Origin of the sequence: Corallococcus aberystwythensis (genome assembly GCF_003612165.1) — a bacterium.
GTDB classification, from domain to species: Bacteria; Myxococcota; Myxococcia; order Myxococcales; family Myxococcaceae; genus Corallococcus; species Corallococcus aberystwythensis.
The window spans coordinates 22,759-39,107 of sequence record NZ_RAWK01000062.1; the positions used below are offsets into that span (position 1 = coordinate 22,759).

18 protein-coding genes, 1 pseudogene and 1 riboswitch are annotated in these 16,349 nt (G+C 68.8%); of the genes and pseudogenes, 8 read left to right on the top strand and 11 right to left on the bottom strand.

Features of this window, described 5'->3' with window-relative positions; translation table 11 throughout:
• The first annotated feature begins 16 nt into the window (after window positions 1–16).
• From D7W81_RS12625 to D7W81_RS12640, 4 genes are all read left to right on the top strand, one after another.
• Window positions 17–760: a response regulator gene (locus D7W81_RS12625; RefSeq protein WP_120555610.1), complete on the top strand. Its 744-nt coding sequence runs from the start codon at window positions 17–19 to the stop codon at window positions 758–760.
• 102 nt (window positions 761–862) lie between these two features.
• Window positions 863–1,975, top strand: a complete 1,113-nt coding sequence (locus D7W81_RS12630) for an S-(hydroxymethyl)glutathione dehydrogenase/class III alcohol dehydrogenase (protein WP_120555611.1) — start codon at window positions 863–865, stop codon at window positions 1,973–1,975.
• On the top strand, window positions 1,972–2,826 hold the full coding sequence (gene fghA, locus D7W81_RS12635; RefSeq protein ID WP_120555612.1) for an S-formylglutathione hydrolase: 855 nt from the start codon (window positions 1,972–1,974) through the stop codon (window positions 2,824–2,826). The genes D7W81_RS12630 and fghA overlap by 4 nt, the downstream gene beginning before the upstream one ends.
• A gap of 97 nt (window positions 2,827–2,923) precedes the next feature.
• Window positions 2,924–4,198 (top strand): DEAD/DEAH box helicase, encoded by a 1,275-nt coding sequence (locus tag D7W81_RS12640; protein ID WP_120555613.1) that lies wholly within the window; start codon window positions 2,924–2,926, stop codon window positions 4,196–4,198.
• Here D7W81_RS12640 and D7W81_RS12645 read toward each other — a convergent pair.
• Together D7W81_RS12645 and D7W81_RS12650 are read right to left on the bottom strand one after the other, a co-directional pair.
• Window positions 4,192–4,680 (bottom strand): FKBP-type peptidyl-prolyl cis-trans isomerase, encoded by a 489-nt coding sequence (locus D7W81_RS12645; RefSeq protein WP_120555614.1) that lies wholly within the window; start codon window positions 4,678–4,680, stop codon window positions 4,192–4,194. The genes D7W81_RS12640 and D7W81_RS12645 overlap by 7 nt on opposite strands.
• Window positions 4,681–4,755: 75 nt before the next feature.
• Window positions 4,756–5,292 (bottom strand): DUF2378 family protein, encoded by a 537-nt coding sequence (locus D7W81_RS12650; RefSeq protein WP_120555615.1) that lies wholly within the window; start codon window positions 5,290–5,292, stop codon window positions 4,756–4,758.
• Between the two features lie 188 nt (window positions 5,293–5,480).
• Between D7W81_RS12650 and D7W81_RS12655 the strand changes: the two genes are divergently transcribed.
• Genes D7W81_RS12655 through D7W81_RS12665 form a run of 3 tightly spaced genes read left to right on the top strand, consistent with a single transcriptional unit; the run spans window position 5,481 to window position 6,972 of the window.
• Window positions 5,481–6,023 (top strand): RNA polymerase sigma factor, encoded by a 543-nt coding sequence (locus D7W81_RS12655; protein WP_120555616.1) that lies wholly within the window; start codon window positions 5,481–5,483, stop codon window positions 6,021–6,023.
• A complete protein-coding gene (locus D7W81_RS12660) occupies window positions 6,020–6,679 on the top strand; it encodes an NrsF family protein (RefSeq protein WP_120555617.1) in 660 nt (219 codons plus the stop codon). Before D7W81_RS12655 ends, D7W81_RS12660 begins: the two co-directional genes overlap by 4 nt.
• Window positions 6,676–6,972 (top strand): Carotenogenesis protein CarS, encoded by a 297-nt coding sequence (locus D7W81_RS12665; RefSeq protein WP_120555618.1) that lies wholly within the window; start codon window positions 6,676–6,678, stop codon window positions 6,970–6,972. Before D7W81_RS12660 ends, D7W81_RS12665 begins: the two co-directional genes overlap by 4 nt.
• Here D7W81_RS12665 and D7W81_RS12670 read toward each other — a convergent pair.
• The 6 genes and pseudogenes from D7W81_RS12670 to D7W81_RS44575 all read right to left on the bottom strand — a co-directional run.
• On the bottom strand, window positions 6,936–7,670 hold the full coding sequence (locus D7W81_RS12670) for a glutathione S-transferase (RefSeq protein WP_120555619.1): 735 nt from the start codon (window positions 7,668–7,670) through the stop codon (window positions 6,936–6,938). The genes D7W81_RS12665 and D7W81_RS12670 overlap by 37 nt on opposite strands.
• 114 nt (window positions 7,671–7,784) lie before the next feature.
• The gene (locus D7W81_RS12675; protein WP_120555620.1) at window positions 7,785–8,546 is read right to left on the bottom strand and encodes a methyltransferase domain-containing protein; all 762 of its coding nucleotides are present in this window, start codon (window positions 8,544–8,546) and stop codon (window positions 7,785–7,787) included.
• A 98-nt stretch (window positions 8,547–8,644) separates the two neighbouring features.
• A complete protein-coding gene (gene sugE, locus D7W81_RS12680) occupies window positions 8,645–8,974 on the bottom strand; it encodes a quaternary ammonium compound efflux SMR transporter SugE (protein WP_120555621.1) in 330 nt (109 codons plus the stop codon).
• A gap of 17 nt (window positions 8,975–8,991) precedes the next feature.
• A riboswitch (guanidine-III (ykkC-III) riboswitch) is annotated at window positions 8,992–9,061 on the bottom strand.
• Between the two features lie 48 nt (window positions 9,062–9,109).
• On the bottom strand, window positions 9,110–9,871 hold the full coding sequence (locus tag D7W81_RS12685; protein WP_120555622.1) for a carboxylesterase family protein: 762 nt from the start codon (window positions 9,869–9,871) through the stop codon (window positions 9,110–9,112).
• Window positions 9,872–9,979: 108 nt separating this feature from the next.
• Entirely contained in the window at window positions 9,980–10,450 is a 471-nt protein-coding gene (locus tag D7W81_RS12690) for an NUDIX hydrolase (protein WP_120555623.1), read from the bottom strand.
• Window positions 10,447–10,908, bottom strand: a pseudogene (locus D7W81_RS44575) (DUF2380 domain-containing protein); the annotation flags it as partial. The gene D7W81_RS12690 and the pseudogene D7W81_RS44575, both read right to left, overlap by 4 nt.
• Before the next feature lie 510 nt (window positions 10,909–11,418).
• On the opposite strand from D7W81_RS44575, the gene D7W81_RS12700 reads away from it, so the two are divergent.
• Window positions 11,419–12,186: a polysaccharide lyase family 20 protein gene (locus D7W81_RS12700; protein WP_120555625.1), complete on the top strand. Its 768-nt coding sequence runs from the start codon at window positions 11,419–11,421 to the stop codon at window positions 12,184–12,186.
• A gap of 45 nt (window positions 12,187–12,231) precedes the next feature.
• Here the strand turns inward: D7W81_RS12700 and D7W81_RS12705 are convergent, their stop codons facing one another.
• The 3 genes from D7W81_RS12705 to D7W81_RS44645 all read right to left on the bottom strand — a co-directional run bounded on the left by D7W81_RS12705 (window position 12,232) and on the right by D7W81_RS44645 (window position 16,322).
• Complete coding sequence (locus tag D7W81_RS12705; protein WP_244227171.1) at window positions 12,232–14,028, bottom strand: CotH kinase family protein; 1,797 nt, start codon at window positions 14,026–14,028, stop codon at window positions 12,232–12,234.
• A gap of 62 nt (window positions 14,029–14,090) precedes the next feature.
• Window positions 14,091–15,128 (bottom strand): hypothetical protein, encoded by a 1,038-nt coding sequence (locus D7W81_RS42330; RefSeq protein ID WP_158621576.1) that lies wholly within the window; start codon window positions 15,126–15,128, stop codon window positions 14,091–14,093.
• Window positions 15,129–15,176: 48 nt separating this feature from the next.
• The gene (locus D7W81_RS44645; protein ID WP_120555627.1) at window positions 15,177–16,322 is read right to left on the bottom strand and encodes an AI-2E family transporter; all 1,146 of its coding nucleotides are present in this window, start codon (window positions 16,320–16,322) and stop codon (window positions 15,177–15,179) included.
• Window positions 16,323–16,349 lie beyond the last annotated feature (27 nt).

Below are 16,349 nucleotides of genomic sequence, written 5' to 3' on the forward strand. Positions count from 1 at the left end.
ACCGGAGATCCGCCCCGTGGACCCGACTTCCAGCGCCGCCCCCCTCCCCATCCGCGTGTTCGTCGTGGAGGACCAGACCAAGATCCTGAAGAACCAGCTGCGCCTCTTCGAGGGCCACCCGGACATCGACATCGTGGGCACCGCGCTGTCGGGCGAGGCCGCGCTGGAGGAAGTCGAGCGCGCGAACCCGGACGTGCTGCTGCTGGACCTGGGACTGCCGCGCATGAGCGGCATCGACGTCACGCGTGAGGTGAAGGCGCGCTTCCCGAAGATGGAGATCCTGATCTTCACCATCTTCGACGAGGAGGACAAAGTCCTCGAAGCCGTGAAGGCGGGCGCGTCCGGCTACCTGCTCAAGGGCGCCACGGTGGACAAGATCGTCGAGGCCATCAAGGAGGTGCGCGCGGGCGGCACGGTCATCCAGCCGAACCTCGCGCGCCGGCTGTTGCGCCATTTCCGAGTAGAGCCGGACACCGCGCCCGTGCCCACCGAGCCGCTGCCCGTGACTCCGTCCGCGGCGGAGTCCTCTCCGGTGGATGCGTCCGCGCACGAGCCGCTGCTCAAGCCCTTGTCGGACCGCGAGCGGGAGATCCTCCAGCTCATCGCCAAGGGCGTGTCCAACAGCGAGGCGGCCCGGCTGCTGTCGCTGTCCAAGGCGACCATCCGCACGCACCTGGAGCACATCTACCGGAAGCTCGAAGTGACAAACCGTGTGGAGGCCGTCACCGAGGGCATCCGCAAGGGCCTCATCTCCGTGTAGTTCCGGGCCCTGGATGTCTGGGGCCCCTACTTTCTCGCTGCCGACGCGGTGCGTGGCCCCTACAGTGGGAAGTCTTCGTTCCCCACTGACTGGAGCCCCACCATGGACGTCCGCGCCGCCGTCGCCTTCGAGGCCGGCAAGCCCCTGAGCATCGAAACCGTGCACCTGGAAGGCCCCAAGGCGGGCGAGGTGCTGATCGAGCTCAAGGCCACCGGCCTGTGCCACACCGACGAGTTCACCCGCTCCGGCGCGGACCCCGAAGGCCTGTTCCCCGCCATCTTCGGCCATGAGGGCGCGGGCATCGTCGTGGGTGTGGGCGCGGGCGTCACCAGCGTGAAGAAGGGCGACCACGTCATCCCGCTCTACACGCCGGAGTGCCGCGGCTGTAAGTCGTGCCTGTCCCAGAAGACGAACCTGTGCACGGCCATCCGCGCCACGCAGGGCAAGGGCCTGATGCCGGATGGCACCAGCCGCTTCCGCCTGGGCAAGCAGGCCATCCACCACTACATGGGCTGCTCCACGTTCGCGAACTTCACGGTGCTGCCGGAGATCGCCGTGGCGAAGATCCGCGAGGACGCCCCCTTCGACAAGGTCTGCTACATCGGCTGCGGCGTCACCACGGGCGTGGGCGCCGTCGTCTACACCGCGAAGGTGGAGGCCGGCGCGAAGGTCGTCGTCTTCGGCCTGGGCGGCATCGGCCTGAACGTCGTGCAGGCCGCGCGCATGGTGGGCGCGGACATGATCGTCGGCGTGGACCTGAACCCCGCTCGCAAGGAGATCGCGGAGAAGTTCGGGATGACGCACTTCGTGAACCCGAAGGAAGTGGAAGGCGACCTCGTCCCGTACCTGGTGAACCTCACCGGCGGCGGCGCGGATTACAGCTTCGAGTGCATCGGCAACGTGAAGACGATGCGCCAGGCGCTGGAGTGCTGCCACCGCGGCTGGGGCGAGAGCATCATCATCGGCGTGGCGGGCGCGGGGCAGGAGATCAGCACCCGGCCGTTCCAGCTCGTCACCGGGCGCGTGTGGAAGGGCAGCGCGTTCGGCGGGGCCCGCGGCCGCACGGACGTGCCGAAGATCGTGGACTGGTACATGGACGGGAAGATCCAGGTGGACCCGCTCATCACGCACACGCTGAAGCTGGAGGAGATCAACCACGGCTTCGACCTGATGCACGAGGGCAAGTCCATCCGCAGCGTGGTGAAGTACGCATGAGCGCGGTGACTCCCACGCTCGTCAGCGAGCACGCGTGCTTCGGGGGGACGCAGTCCTTCTGGAAGCACCCGTCCGAGGCCTGCGGCGGCGAGATGCGCTTCAGCGTCTACACGCCGCCCCAGGCGAAGCACGGCAAGGTGCCAGTGCTGTATTACCTGGCGGGCCTCACCTGCACGGAGGAGACCTTCGCCACCAAGGGCGGCGCGCAGCGCGTGGCGGCCGAGCTGGGGCTGATGCTCGTGGCGCCGGACACCAGTCCTCGCGGCGCGGGCATCCCCGGCGAGGACGCGGACTGGGACTTCGGCACCGGCGCGGGCTTCTACCTGGACGCCACGCAGGAGCCGTGGCGGTCGCGCTACCGCATGGGCACGTACATCACGAAGGAGCTGCCCGGCATCATCGCCGCGCACTTCCCCGCGCGCATGGACCGCGAGGGCATCTTCGGACACTCGATGGGCGGGCACGGCGCGCTGGTGACGGCGCTCCGGAACCCGGGCCGGTACAAGTCCGTGTCCGCGTTCGCGCCCATCGGGGCGCCCATCCGCAGCCCCTGGGGCAAGAAGGCCTTTGGCGGCTACCTGGGGCCGGATGAGCAGACGTGGCGCGAGTACGACGCCACGGAGCTGCTGCGCTCCGGGAAGCGCGTGCCGGCGCTCCTGGTGGACCAGGGGACGAAGGACAAGTTCCTGCCGGATCAGCTCCACCCGCACTTCCTCAAGGAAGCCTGCGAGGCGGCGGGCCAGCCCCTCACCCTGCGCATGCAGGAGGGCTATGACCACGGCTACTACTTCGTCTCCACGTTCATGGAAGACCACCTGCGCCACCATGGCGCGGCGCTGAACGCGGGCTGAAAACCGCCCTCCCGCGCCCCGGGCTTGCACGGCCTGGGGCGCCCCTGTCCTTCAATCCCCTTCCCTCTCCGGCCCAAAACGTGGGAGGCGTAGGGGCATGAGTGCTTCCTTCAAGTCCCTGGGCCTGTCCCCCGAAACGCTGGGCGCGGTGAAGCGTGCCCGCTTCGGTACCCCCACGCCCATCCAGGCGCAGGCCATCCCACCCGCGCTGTCTGGCCGTGACGTCATCGGCTGCGCGGCCACCGGCACCGGCAAGACGGCCGCCTACCTGCTCCCCATGATCGAGCGCTTCGCGGGCGAGAAGGGCACGCGGGGCCTCATCCTCACCCCCACGCGCGAGCTGGCGCAGCAGGTGGAGGAGCAGGCCCGCTTCTTCGGTGAGCCCCTGGGCGTCATGCCCGTCCTCATCGTCGGCGGCGAGGACATGAACGCGCAGGTGGATGCGCTGAATTCACGTCCCACCCTCATCGTGGCCACACCGGGCCGGCTCGTGGACCTGCTGGGCGTGAAGGCCGTGAACCTGTCACGCATCCAGACCCTGGTGCTGGATGAGGCGGACCGGATGCTCGACATGGGCTTCCTGCCGCAGATCAACCAGATCCTCCACGCGCTGCCCCGCCAGCGCCAGACGCTGCTGTTCTCCGCCACCCTGGGCGCGGACGTGACGCGCTTCGGACAGCGCGCCCTGCACAAGCCCGTGCGCGTGGAGGTGACGCCCAGCGGCACGCCCGCGCCTCGCGCCGAACAGCACCTCTACATCGTGAAGCCGGAGGAGAAGTGGCCCCTGCTGCTCACGCTCCTCGCGCAGGATGAAGCCAGCGCGCTCGTGTTCGTGCGCACCCAGCAGCGCGCGGACAAGATGAAGGAATTGCTCGCCGCCGCGGGCCACAAGTCCGCCGCGCTGCACGCGGGCCGCACGCAGGCCCAGCGGCGTCAGGCATTGGAGGGCTTCCGCCGGGGGCAGTACCGCTGCCTCGTGGCCACCGACCTCGCCGCGCGCGGGTTGGACGTGGATGACATTGGCCACGTCATCAGCCTGGACGTGCCGCACGGGCCGGAGGACTACGTGCACCGCATCGGCCGCACCGCTCGCGCGGCGGCCAGTGGGCGGGCGTCACTCTTCGCGCTGGAGGTGGAGCGCCGCACGCTCCAGGACATCGAGCGCATCATCCGCCAGGAGCTTCCCCGCACGGAGGTTCCCCGGAGGGATCCCATCTTCAAGCGGGAGATGGAGGCCTGGGTGGCGAAGCAGCGCGACCCGGGGCCCCGCCAGGCCGACCACGGGACCTCCAAGCGGGCCGAGGGCGCGGCGCCCGGGCGGCATGCCCGGACGCACGGCAAGGGCCGGCCGAAGGGCCCCAGCGGTCAGTGATCGTGGTCGTCGTCGGGGCCGTGCGCGTGGCCGTGCTCGAGTTCCTCGGGCGTCGCGGCGCGCACTTCCTTGATGCTGACCTCGAAGTGCAGCTCCTTGCCGGCGAACGGGTGGTTGAAGTCCACCAGCACCGTGTCCTTGCGCACTTCCTTCACGAGGAAGTCGACCTCGTCGCCCTCCGGATCCGTGGCGCTCAGGATGCCGCCGGCCTTGATCTCCAGGTCCTCGGGGAACTCGGTCCGGGGGACCTCCTCGACGCCTTCCGGGTCATAGTCGCCGTAGCCTTCCGCCGCGGAGACGACCGTCTTCAGCGTCTCGCCCGCGGCCTTGCCCTCCAGCGCCTTCTCCAGGCCGGGGACGATCTCCTCGTAGCCGTGCAGGTAGACGAGCGGCTCGCCTGCCTCGCTCTCGTCCACGACCTTCCCGTCACCGAGGTGCAGCTTGTAGTCAATGGCGACAACACTGTCCTTGCCGATTTTCATGGGGCCCTCATAGCGCATTCAGTCATGCCGCGGTGGAAGGATGATGATCACCGTTACCGCGTGCACACGGACGTCCTACCAACGCATGCGCAGTTCGAAGCGGCCGTGTCCGTCGTCGGACTCCAGCACCGCGCTGGGGTTCGCCGCTCCGGCCTGGCGCAATGCCTCTTCACAACACCCCGCCGCGGCCTCCGCCGAGAAGGGATACCCCTGGAACGTCACCCGCCAGTCCTTCGGGGCCAGTTCCTGCGAGGTGATCTCCACCGGCTCCATCACCGAACGGAAGCTCAGCGCCACCCGCTTCATCGCGCGCTCCGGGCCCGCGACCTTCAGGGCCACGTTCACCACCTTGCCCACGAGCGTCTCGAAGTAGCCACGCACCAGGTCCCGGCCCATCTGCCGCAGCGCTTCCTGCGGCGGCCGGCCCGCGTAGGCCGCTTGCAGCACCAGGTTCTGGCAGCGCTGGAACACCGACGCCGGATAGCTGGCCCGGGGCCGGTCCGGGTCATAGCCCGCCGCCGCCATGCGCTCGCGCAACGACGCGTCCAACCGCACGCAACGCATGAGCGATTCGAACAGCGTGGACTGGATGACGACCTCGGCCGGGGACATGGGCGCTCGAATTGGGGAAACGCGTTGAAACCGGTAAGGCGCGGGACACTACCCTTTCGGTTCCTGGAAGCGAGCCTCCTGGTCATGTCACGTCCAGGGCTTGTCGTTTCAAGCCCTTGGAGCGTCCGTGGAGGCAATCGTCCGCCCTTGGAAACGATTTCCGAGCAGGGCCGTCCGTGAGCCAGACGATGGAAGGCGTCACGGACGAAGCGCTCATGGACCAGTTCTGTCAGGGAGAACAGCCGGCGTTCGAGGCGCTGTTCGCCCGGCATGCCGGGCGTGTGCACGGCTTCCTCGCCCGCATGGTGAGGGACGGGCCGTTGGCGGAGGACCTCATGCAGACGACCTTCCTCTCTGTCATCCGGGCCCGGGGCCGCTACGAGCGGGGCACGCGCTTCACCCCCTGGCTGCTCACCATCGCGGCGAACGCGGCCCGGGACGCGCTGCGGCACCAGCAGCATGTGGACGCGCACGCGCACGCGCCGCCGGATGGGCCCACGTCCGTCCCGGCCCCGGATGGGGACCCGGCCATGCGCCGGCGCATCGAGGACGCCCTCCAGCAATTGCCTGTCGAGCAGCGCGAAGCCGTGGTGCTGAGCAAGTTGGAGGGCTGGTCCTTCGAGGAGATCGCCGAGATGCGAGGCATCCGCGCGGGCGCGGCGCGGCTGCGGGCGCACCGGGGTTACGAGAGGCTGCGCGAATTGCTGGGCGGGCTGGAGGAGGTGTCATGAGTCCTCCCTCCGACCCCTGGCGGTCCGCCCCGCCCCGCCTGGACCCGAGGGCGATGGAGCGCGCACTGGCGGCCTCGCGCGCGGAGCTGGCCCTGAAGCGGCCGGTGCGGCCCTGGCGTTCGCAGGCGGTGGGCGTGTTCGCGGCGTCCGCGGGCCTGGCGCTCGCGGTCCTGGGGGTGTTCCTGGCGCTGGGGCGCACCACGGGCGCGATGCTGACGGGCCGCGCGCCCATGCTGGCGATGCTGCTGTCCACGGGCGCGGTGTGTTCCTGGGGGGCGCTGTCCCCGCGTGGACGCCCGTTGCGTTGGGTGGGCGTGGGCATGGCGCTGCTGAGCTCCGCGCTGCTGGTGCTGACGCGGGTGGCCCCGCGGGGCCCCTCCTCCCTTCCGGAGTGGGTGTGCACGGTGAGCCATGTGGCGCTGGCGCTGGTGCCCCTGGTGGTGGCGCTGGTGGCGTTGCGGTCAGCGGCGTTCGACCCGCTGCGCGCGGCGGTGGCGGGGCTGTCGGTGGGGACGGTGGGCGCGTTCGTGGGCGAGCTGGCGTGTGAGCAGGGCCCCGGACACGTGGCCACCTATCACCTGGGGGCATGGGCGTTGTTGACGCTCACGACCTGGGCGCTGTCGAAACGACTCAAACCCCGGACCTACGCACCATGAAGCACGATCCTTCGCTCATCTTGACGCAAGACGTGGACGGCGCGCCGGTGCGCATGGGCGCGGCGGTGATGATCGTCCGCACCGAACCGGACGACGCCGTGTCCGAGCGCTTCCTGGGCCGCGTGGGTGTCGTCGTGGCGCTGGTGTTCGACGACCCCGACACGCAGTACCCGGCCGACCCGCTCATCCAGGTGCGCGTGGCCGGCGTGGGCGAGGACCTGTTCTTCACCCGGGAGATCGTCGAGGTGCCCCAGGGTCACTTCGTCGCGTTCGGGTCGTCCAGCTCCGGGTAGTGGCGGAAGATGCCCTGCGGGTTGAAGGGCTGCGCGCGCGGGGACTGCTTGTACGCGGCGATGCGGGGACGTTCCTTGATGCGCTGGTGCAAGGCCATCACGCCGGGCACCTCCGGGGAGACGCGGCGCATGGCATTGGGAAAGGCATACAGCAGGCCGTCCACCAGCTGGTACAGCGCCAGCTCCGGGTAGGTGAAGCCGCTGCCCAGGAGGTACTTCCCGCCGCCTTGGGTGTTTGCCTTCAGCACGCGCTCGAAGTAGCCCAGGAACTTCGGGATGCGCTGGGTGCGGAAGTCCTCGGCGCGCTGCTTCGCGGCGTCCTTCTGCTCGTCGTAGTACTTCATCACGGCGATGGGATGGTGCGTGTCATGCGCCTCCGCCACCACGTCCGCGACGGTGAGCTGGAATTGGCGCGCGTGCAGCCGTGACGCTTCGTCCGAGGGGACCAGGCCGAAGCGCTCGCCCAGGTAGGAGCAGATGTTGGCCGCCTGGGAGAAGACGAGGTCGCCCACCTTGAGCACGGGCGGCGCGTACGCGGGCACGGGGCCCTTGCCGATCATGTCCGAGACGGCCTTCCCGCCGGATTGCAGGCCCACGTCCACCCAGTCCGCGCCTGCTTCTTCCAGCACCAGCCGCACGAACTCGCCCCGGCCGGGAATGCCGGGCCAGTAGTACAGCTCGAACTTCGCGTCGCTCATCGCCGTCACCTCGCGTGATGGAAACCGGCGTGCATCCTGTGCTTCCGGGATGCGCATTCCGGAAACCCATCTGTGGGGAGGATTCACTCCCCCACAGTCCGGAACTGCTGGCGCTCAGCTCGCAGAGGGCTTTCGCGCCCAGGCGCCAAAGACCATCTCGCCCATGTAGGTCGTGTTCGCCTTCGTCCGCTCCTCGAGGAGGCGCGCGTCGATGGTGTCGATGCCCATCTCTTCCTCCGTGGCGACACCGTGCCGCACGATGCGCGGGAGCATGGCGCGCAGGATGGGGGCCATCGCGTGGTGCACCTTGGGCGTCTGCAAGATGGCTTCGGCGCGGACGTGCTCCACCGAGAGGCCGGCCTGCTCCATCGCGGGTGCCAGGTGGAAGCCCATGTGGAGGTCCGCGCCCTCGCGCTCCACGGTGCGCCAGGTCCACTCGCTCACGCGGCGGTGAAGCGGCAGCGGAGGCAGGCTCACCGGGCCGATGGACGCGTCGTTCTCCTGGAAGACCACGAGCCCGCCGGGCTTCACGGCCCGGACGAGCCCCCGCAGGGCCGCCACCGCGTCGGGCTGGTACATGAGCACACGCCGTCCGGTGACGGCGTCGAACAGGCCCTGCTCGGGCGGCACCTCGGCCAGATCCGCTTCGATGAAGGTGACATTCGACAGGCCCTGCTCCTGGGCCTTCGCCCGGGCCATGGACAGCAGCTGGGGGTCGCGATCCACGCCCACCACGTGCCCTGTCCTGCCCACCCTCTTCGCGACGAGGAACGTGAGGGCTCCGAAAGCGCAGCCGACATCCAGCACGCGCATGCCCTCACGGATTCCCGCGTCGTCCAGCAAGCGCTCCATCATCGCATCCCGCGAGTCCGCCATTGCCTTCCTCCTGGCTTCACACGGTAGGAAGGCGCCGCCCCGGAATGGAGGGCGGCGCTTTGGGAAAGATCGGCGGATCTTCCGGTGCGGGCGGGGTGCTAGTGCGTCCCGCTGGTGAACTTAAGCCCCATGATGGCGATGATCAGCAGAGCCAGGAAGAACAGGCGGGAGGGCGTGGCGGGCTCATGGAAGAGCACCATGCCCGCGATCGCCGCGCCGAACGCGCCAATGCCCACCCAGACCGCGTAGGCCGTACCGATGGGCAGCTGCTTCACCGCGACCGCCAGCAGCCCCATGCTCGCGACGATGGCCGTCGCGGTGAGCACGCTGGGGAGCGGCCGGGTGAAGCCCTGCGTGTACTTGAGCCCGATGGTCCAGCAGACTTCCAGCAGCCCGGCGAAGATGAGGAGGATCCACGACGACGTCATGACGCACGACTCCCGTTCAGGCGTCGTCTTGTCGTGACCGGGTACGGCGCACCTCGTCCGGGCTCGGAGACCCCACCCCGGGGCTTCCGCACGCGACGCGGAAGCTAACCGGGATGGGCGCCTTCCGCCACCCTGCTAGAGGCTGTAGCCCAGCATCCACGTATAGACGTCGTGCCCCGCCGAGCCGTCATACGTCCGGCCCCAGGAGTCGTGCCCCACGCCGGTGTAGAGCGTGAGCAGCGCCGCCGGGTTCGCTTTGGGAGAGCAGGTGGTGTTCATCGCGTTCACCGCGTTGATGGAGCCGTACGGCGACACCGTCCCGTCCGCCGTGCCGTGGAACGCCCAGACAGGCAGGCCCGACGCCGCCGCCGGGCAGAGGTTCACGCCGTTGCCATTGCCCGCGATGGGCACCACCGCCGCCAGCTTGTCGTAATGGACCGCCGCGTAGGCCCACGTCTGGATGGCTCCCGCCGAAATGCCCGTCAGGTAGATGCGCTTCGGATCCACCCGGTAGTGCACCTTCGCGAACTCGATGATGGCGTCGATCTCCGCCACCTGGATGAACGCGTTGAAGCGCTGGGGCGACACGAGGATGAATGGAAAGTCGCGCCCGTCACGGGCCAGCCTCGGCGGCGCCCGGCGGTTCATGATCTTCTCCAGGTTCGTGGCGTTCCCGTTGCCCGCCTCCCCCACCCCATGCAGGAAGACCACGAGCGGGAACTCTTCCGTGGGCGCGTCGTCGTACCCCAACGGCAGGTACTCCCAGTACCCGTAGTTCATCCCCGGCACCGTGCCGTATGGACGGGCCACGACCTCCCCCTGTGCCGCCAGTGCCGCCTGCGCGGAGAACAGCACCCAGCCCAAGCACAACATCAACAGCCGACGAATCGCCGTCATGGAGCCTCCTGGAAGGAAGGCACCAGTCTAACAAGGCAAACGAGTCATCAACCCGCTAAACTAGAAAAACTAGAAATAACAACTAATCCGTAAATTTTCAGTAGTCGCTCAGGCTTCCTCGTCCGGCAGCAACGTGAGGAGGAGTTCATCGTCGGGACCGAGGGGGCGCCAGCCCGGCGGGGGTGGATTGGCGCGAAGGGCGGCCCTCGCCCGATCGATTCGTTCCTGGTGGGTGTCAGGCGTGTCGGTGGACCAGAAGGCAATCGCCTTGGCGACCAGGAAGCGGTTGCTCCTGTCCATCTTGGCGGGCCACCCATCCGGGAGGCTTTCGGCAAGATGGCGCACCAGCACATCGCGCACGAATCGCGTGACCTGTTTGCGCTGCTCCGCCTCGGCGAGCAATCCACGAAGGACTTGCACCCCCGCGACATCGTCCTTCCCAAGTTCCTCCGCCAGCTCCACGAAGGGCATTGAGGGGTGCGCTTCAGCGAATGCCGTGAGCGATTTGAAACCGCGCGCCTCGAGCCGCTCATGGATGCGGACCTTCCAGTTGCCGTTCCAGGAACGTCCGTCGGTCATCGCCTGCTCCCTCGGACAAAGTTCATGGGGATGTCGTAGTACTTCATGCGGTCCGCCACGATTGCCAGCACCTCGTTCCGCGTCAACAACCGACGCACTCGGGCTTCGCCTCGCTCCATTGCCTTCATGATCATCTGATTCCATTCGCCCGGCCACGTGCGCTCCAGCCGCCAGTCGCCTCCACCGTGAATGGCCTCGTGCTGCGAACGCTCCAGACGGACGCAGAACTGGTCGATGTCCATCGCTCCTTTGAAGCCGCGCCTCTCGAACCACTCCCGGTGCTCACGCGGCATCACGTGGTGCCTCGGCCCATCCGCCATTCCGGCCCCTGCCCTGCCGGTTTCGTGCATGCCACGCACCTCCGGCCCTTCTCCAAGGGCTTCACGTACGCCCTTCGGCAGGTCCTGGTGCCCTTGCGCCATCAACACCTGGCCCGCCTGGATGCGGACCGCCGCGCTGCCCAGGGCGGCTTCGATGCGCCGGCCCGCCATCTGGAGGAGGCCTCGCGCCAGGTCCGCGTCCGCTGCCGCATCCGACGCGTCCACGAACATCGTGGCGTCCTTGAGCAGCCCACGGAGCCGGGCCACCTGTCCGGAGCCATGCTCGAGATAGCGCGTGAAGACACCCCCGTGTCCTCCGATGCCCGCCTCCCGGTCCTCAAGTCTGGCGAGTCCTCGGGCAATGCCGTCCACCGAGTTCTTCACTTCGCCGATGGCATCCCGGACGGCCCGCTGCTCCAGATGCGGCGCCGCGGCCCTTGCCACCGGACGCGCCTGCCACCTGAAGCCCGCGCCTGCCCGTGAGGACTGGTGCAGCTCACGCCGCGTCCCCTGCACGGGTGGCACGGAGGCACACCCCAGGACCAGCAGCACGACACCCAGCATCCAGCGGTGGTTCATCTGACTGCGGATTATACGTGACTAGCCCACCTAAAACGCATAGTCCGTAACTCAGGAAAGGACCTTCCCATGCAAGCGAAGCATCTCGCCGTGGCCGCCGGCGTGTCGTTGTTCTCCTTCGGGCTTGTCTCGGAGGCCGCGGAGATCTTCCGCAACACCGGAACACTCACCGGTTGGAACTCGCTCAACCTGGAGCACAACGGTTCGTTGCAGCAGGTGACCAACGTCACCTACGAGGGCCCCACCGCCATCAAGGCCACGCAGGTCTACGACCCGAACTACACCGAGCGCTACCACTCGGAAGTCGTGAAGCACAACGTGTACCGGCGGGGCGACACGGGCTTCTACGGCTTCATGTTCCGGCTCCAGCAGGACTGGCAGTTCCAGCCGCAGAGCTACAACATCGCCCAGTTCATCGCGAACTTCTCCGACACGGGCTGCGATGGCCACATGCCCACCACCATGGTGTGGCTGTCCGGCAACCAGCTCACGACCCGCGTGAAGCAGGGCACCGTCTGCGCCCAGAAGACCGTCACCTTCCGCAACCTGGCCACCGTCTCCGCGGGCGAATGGCACAAGGTCGTCATGCACGTGAAGTGGGCCAGCGACAACACCGGCTTCATCAAGCTGTGGTTCGACGGCGTGAAGGTCCTGGAACAGCACGACCTGGCCACCACCGTGGCGGATGACCGCTACCTCCAGTTCCGCGTCGGCCTCTACGCCAACGGCTGGTACGACAGCGGCTACATGCAGGGCAGCCAGCCCACCCGCAGCATCTGGATTGACGAAATCGCGGCCGGCACGACGTTCGCCGACGCCGACCCTGCGCAGTGGTAGTCCCGGCAGGCGCGGCGAGGTCCTCCCCCCGCCGCGCCGCCAACCTCACGGCAGCTGTGACTGGAACGCGCCCCAGCGCGTGTGCACCCACTGCCGGATGTATTCGACCTCTTCCGCGTGCGTCTTGAAGTCCTGGCGCAGGTGCCAGTCCGGGAAGTTGTGGTTGCCCCCCTCGCTCCCCGCCTCCGGCTTCGCGAAGTTCCGGTACTGCTCCGCCCACCGCGCCTCGTCGCGCTGCGCGTTGGGCCCCAGTTCCTTCACGTAGCCGTCGATCATCGCCTGCACCGTGGCCTCGCTCACCTCGTTCTTCAGGGCCTGGCGGTAGCGCTCGCGCAGGGGGCCCGCGATGGCCGGCTCCGCCAGCATCCGCTTGAAGAGCAGGTTGTCCGACGAATAGGTGGGCCGCGCCGTGGCGCTGGTGCGCGTGGTGTCGTAGTTCTGCCCGAAGCTCGCGTCCAGGTCCCACGGGATGTAGCGCCAGGGGCCGCCCGTCTTCGGATCAAACGCGTGATAGGCATTCTTCGCCTGCGAGTCATTGCCCTGGATGAGCGTATTGAAGATCCACCAGTCCTCGTAGTCGCGCGCCTTCAGCTTCGTGCCGAACTCCTGGCGGAAGCTGTCGTTGCTGGAGTCCGCCACCCACGCGACGAAGTCGTGCAGCGTGCTGTAGTTGCCCGGCGGCGTGCCCTCGTCCTTCACGAAGCCGACGTGGAGGTTCTCCTTCGTCTGCCCGTTGCGCGTCAGGCGGGAGAAGTTGGCGTCCGCGGTGTCGGCCTTGTAGAGGTCGGAGTCGTCGTCGATGCCGTTCCACTCCATCAGCCGCTTGTCCACGTGGTCCGCCGCCGTGTAGAGCCCGCGGAACTTGTTGTTCGCGTACACCACCACGCTGAAGGTGCGGATGCGCACGGCGTCCGGGGACAGCTTGTTCCACAGGTCGAACGCCAGGCGCGAGCGCAGGTACGAATTGTCATTGAACGTGGTGATGAGCACCACGCGCTTGCGGTCCTTGAAGCCGTCGCCGAAGACGGGTTCGGAGAACAGGTCGTCCTCCGCGAACTTCAACGTCAGGCTGCGCTTGGGGAACACGCTGGAGGTGGCCCCGCGGTACTTCGCCTCGAGGGTGAAGCGGTGGCCCCGGTACACCACCTCCGCGGGCCGGTAGAAGCCAGACGTCAGGCCCACGTCCGGATCGAAGAACAGGTGCACCACCGGCAGCCCGTACTCCTCCGAGTAGGCCACCGGATCGACGATGTCGACCTTGCCCGGCGCGTTGTCGTTGTTGGCCACGCCCACCTTGAGCGTGCCCGTCTCGCCGGTGGTGCGCTCCTCCAGCGTGAGCATCCACACCGCGCCCTGGTTGAGCGCGGGCTTCCAGCTCAGCGTGGCGGTGGACTCGTCGAACGTCGCGCCCTGGGGCAGGTTCTTCACCCCGAAGCGCAGCCCGGCCGCCGTGTACCCCGTCGCGCACGTCACCCTGGCGGTGAAGGCCTCGCCCTCCAGCACCCAGCGCGCGTCGCCCGCCGTGGGCGCGCACGTCAGCGGCACCGTGCCCGCGTCCGTGCCTGCGTCGGCCGGTGAGCCCGTGCCCCCGTCGGCCGGTGAGCCCGTGCCCCCGTCCACCGGGCCCGCATCGGGCCACGAACCCGTTCCCGCGTCATCGGAGGCCGTGCCGGAAGGAGTGCCGGTCGTGGGGGCCTGGGTGTCATCCCCGCCGCCGCACGCCACCAGGGCGAGGCACGCCAGCCCCGCCAGTCCCCGCTTCCACCATCGCCTTGCTCGCACCGTGAACCGTCCCCCTTGGGCCGCGGCCTGCATCAGGCCGTGGAGGCAAGGGGTAGGCATCCCGCCTGGGTCCAGAAACCCGCGCTCCCGGGGCGATGTCGCGCGCCGGACAGGCCGGGGGGTCAGTACGTCGCGATCACGCCGGCGTGCAGGCTGGAGTACGTCTCCTCGGTCGCTCCCCCGTTCTCCCAACCGGTGAGCGTGCCGGCCCCGGAGAAGCGGTCCGTGAAGTGCGCCAGGCGCCAGGCCACGTCGTAGCCGAACGGTCCCCAGATGTCCCCGGTCACGCCCAGCTCCGCGCTCCACCCGAAGCTGGACACGGACGTGCCGAAGTTGCGGACCTCCAGCGCCCGCCGGCCCCCGTCCGCGTCCGGCGAGCGACCCGGCTTGGGCGACAGAAAGAGCCCGCCCGACGCGTCCAACCGCACCGAGCTGAACAGCGGCACGGACAGGTCCAACGCCACGGACGGGAACACGCGGTGCGTGCCGGACAGCGGGTTGTCCGTGGAGGCCTCCACGTCGAACGACCGCGTCTGGATGCCGGCGCGCGCGCCCACGTAGCCCTGCTGCGGCCGCGTCGTGCCGAAGCGGAAGTAGAAGCGATACAGCGCCTGCGCGGTGAAGGCCGTGTCGGTGGCGGACACCTCGCGCACCGGCGTCTGGCCGCCGTCCCCGGTGAGCGTCACGTCGGAGCTGGAGAAGCCCCGCTGCGCCGCCACCAGGAGCCCCAGCCCGCGCAGCACCGAGGACTCCGTGCGCGCCAGGGGCAGCAGCTCCGCCTCCAGCGCCAGACCCAGGTACGGCTTGGACGAGGAGAAGTCCGACGTGTCCCCCAGCTGGTCCTCCTCCGGCAGCCGGTCGTACGCGCCACAGCTGTCCACGCCGGGCCGCGCGCAGTAGCGCCGCCACGTCGCGGTGAAGGACAGATTGATCCGCACCCAGGTGGGCGCGCCCACCTCCGGCTCCGCCTTCGACGGCGTCTTGCCGGACGGCCCGGCCCCCAGCCGCAGCGACAGCCACGCGGGGGACTCCCGGGTGCCGTGGAAGGCCGGCGGCGTCAGGGCGTCAGAGGCCGCCGCGGCCGGAGCCGCCAGGGCTCCGGCGAGGGCCAGGGTCCGCAACAGGCCCGAGGGGACCCTCGCGCTTCGGGTGGTCGTCATGCTCCGGGCAGGTTCACCCAGCGCCGATGCGAAGTCCAGGCTCCGGGCTCAGGCGTTCATCACGTGACCCACGCTTGCCGTGGAGGGCACTGGCGCGGGCTGCGAAGAGAGCGAAGGCGAGGAATCCTCGGACACCACGGGAGCAGGCTGCGATTCCTGCGTACGCCCGAGGAAGTCACGCCGGTAGATGCGCACCATGGCCATGAAGATGGACGCGATGAGCGGCCCCACCAGCAGGCCCATCATCCCGAACACCGCCAGCCCGCCGAACATGGACAGGAAGACGAGCAGCGGGTGCAGCGCCATGCGCGAGCCGCACAGCCGCGGGCGGATGACGTTGTCGATGCTGCCCACCAGGAACGTGCCCCACGCGAGGAGGAAGACGCCCTCGCTCACCCGGTTCGCCGCGATGAGGATGACGCCAATGGGCCCCCACACGAGCGCGGTGCCGCCCACCGGCACCAGCGCCACCAGCACCATGGCCGCGCCCCACACCCCGGCGTGCGGCACGCCCGCGAGGAGCAGGCCCACGAAGCCCACCGCCCCCTGCACCAGCGCGGTGACGGTGTTGCCGTAGATGATGGCGTACGCGACGTCCGTGAACTCGTGGGAGAAGGCGTCGAAGTAGCGGCGCTCCAGCGGAAGCAGCCGGGCCACCTCGTTCACCAGCCGGCGGCCGTCCAGGAAGAAGTAGTACATGGCCACCGTCATCAGGAACATGTTGACGAGCAGCTCCGTGCCGGCGCCGACGAGGTCCGCGAGCAGCCCCGCGCCGCCCGACACCGCCGTCATCAGCAGGCGCTCCGTCTCCGAGCTCTCCGGATCGAAGTGCACGTAGCGGGAGAGGCCCCGGGGCAGGCTGTTGAGGAAGTGGTGGCGCAGGTCCACCTGATCCAACAGGTCCTGCGCCTGGCCCACGAACTGGAGGACCTCACGGGCCACCATCCAGCCCACCAGTGCCAGCGGGGCCAGGATGAGCAGGAACACCGCGAGGGTGGACAGCCCCGCCGCCAGGGACTTGCGGCCCTGGAGCCGCCGGTCCAAGGAGTCCTGGATGGGCATGAACAGGACGACCAGGAAGCCGCCCAGCAGCACCGGCATCAGGAACGGCAACAAGATGCGTGAAAAGAGAATCAGCGCGAGGGCGAAGAGCCCCGCGAAGATGAAGTTCGACCACCGCTCTCTTATACACATCTGACGCTGCCGCCGACTTAATAGGTG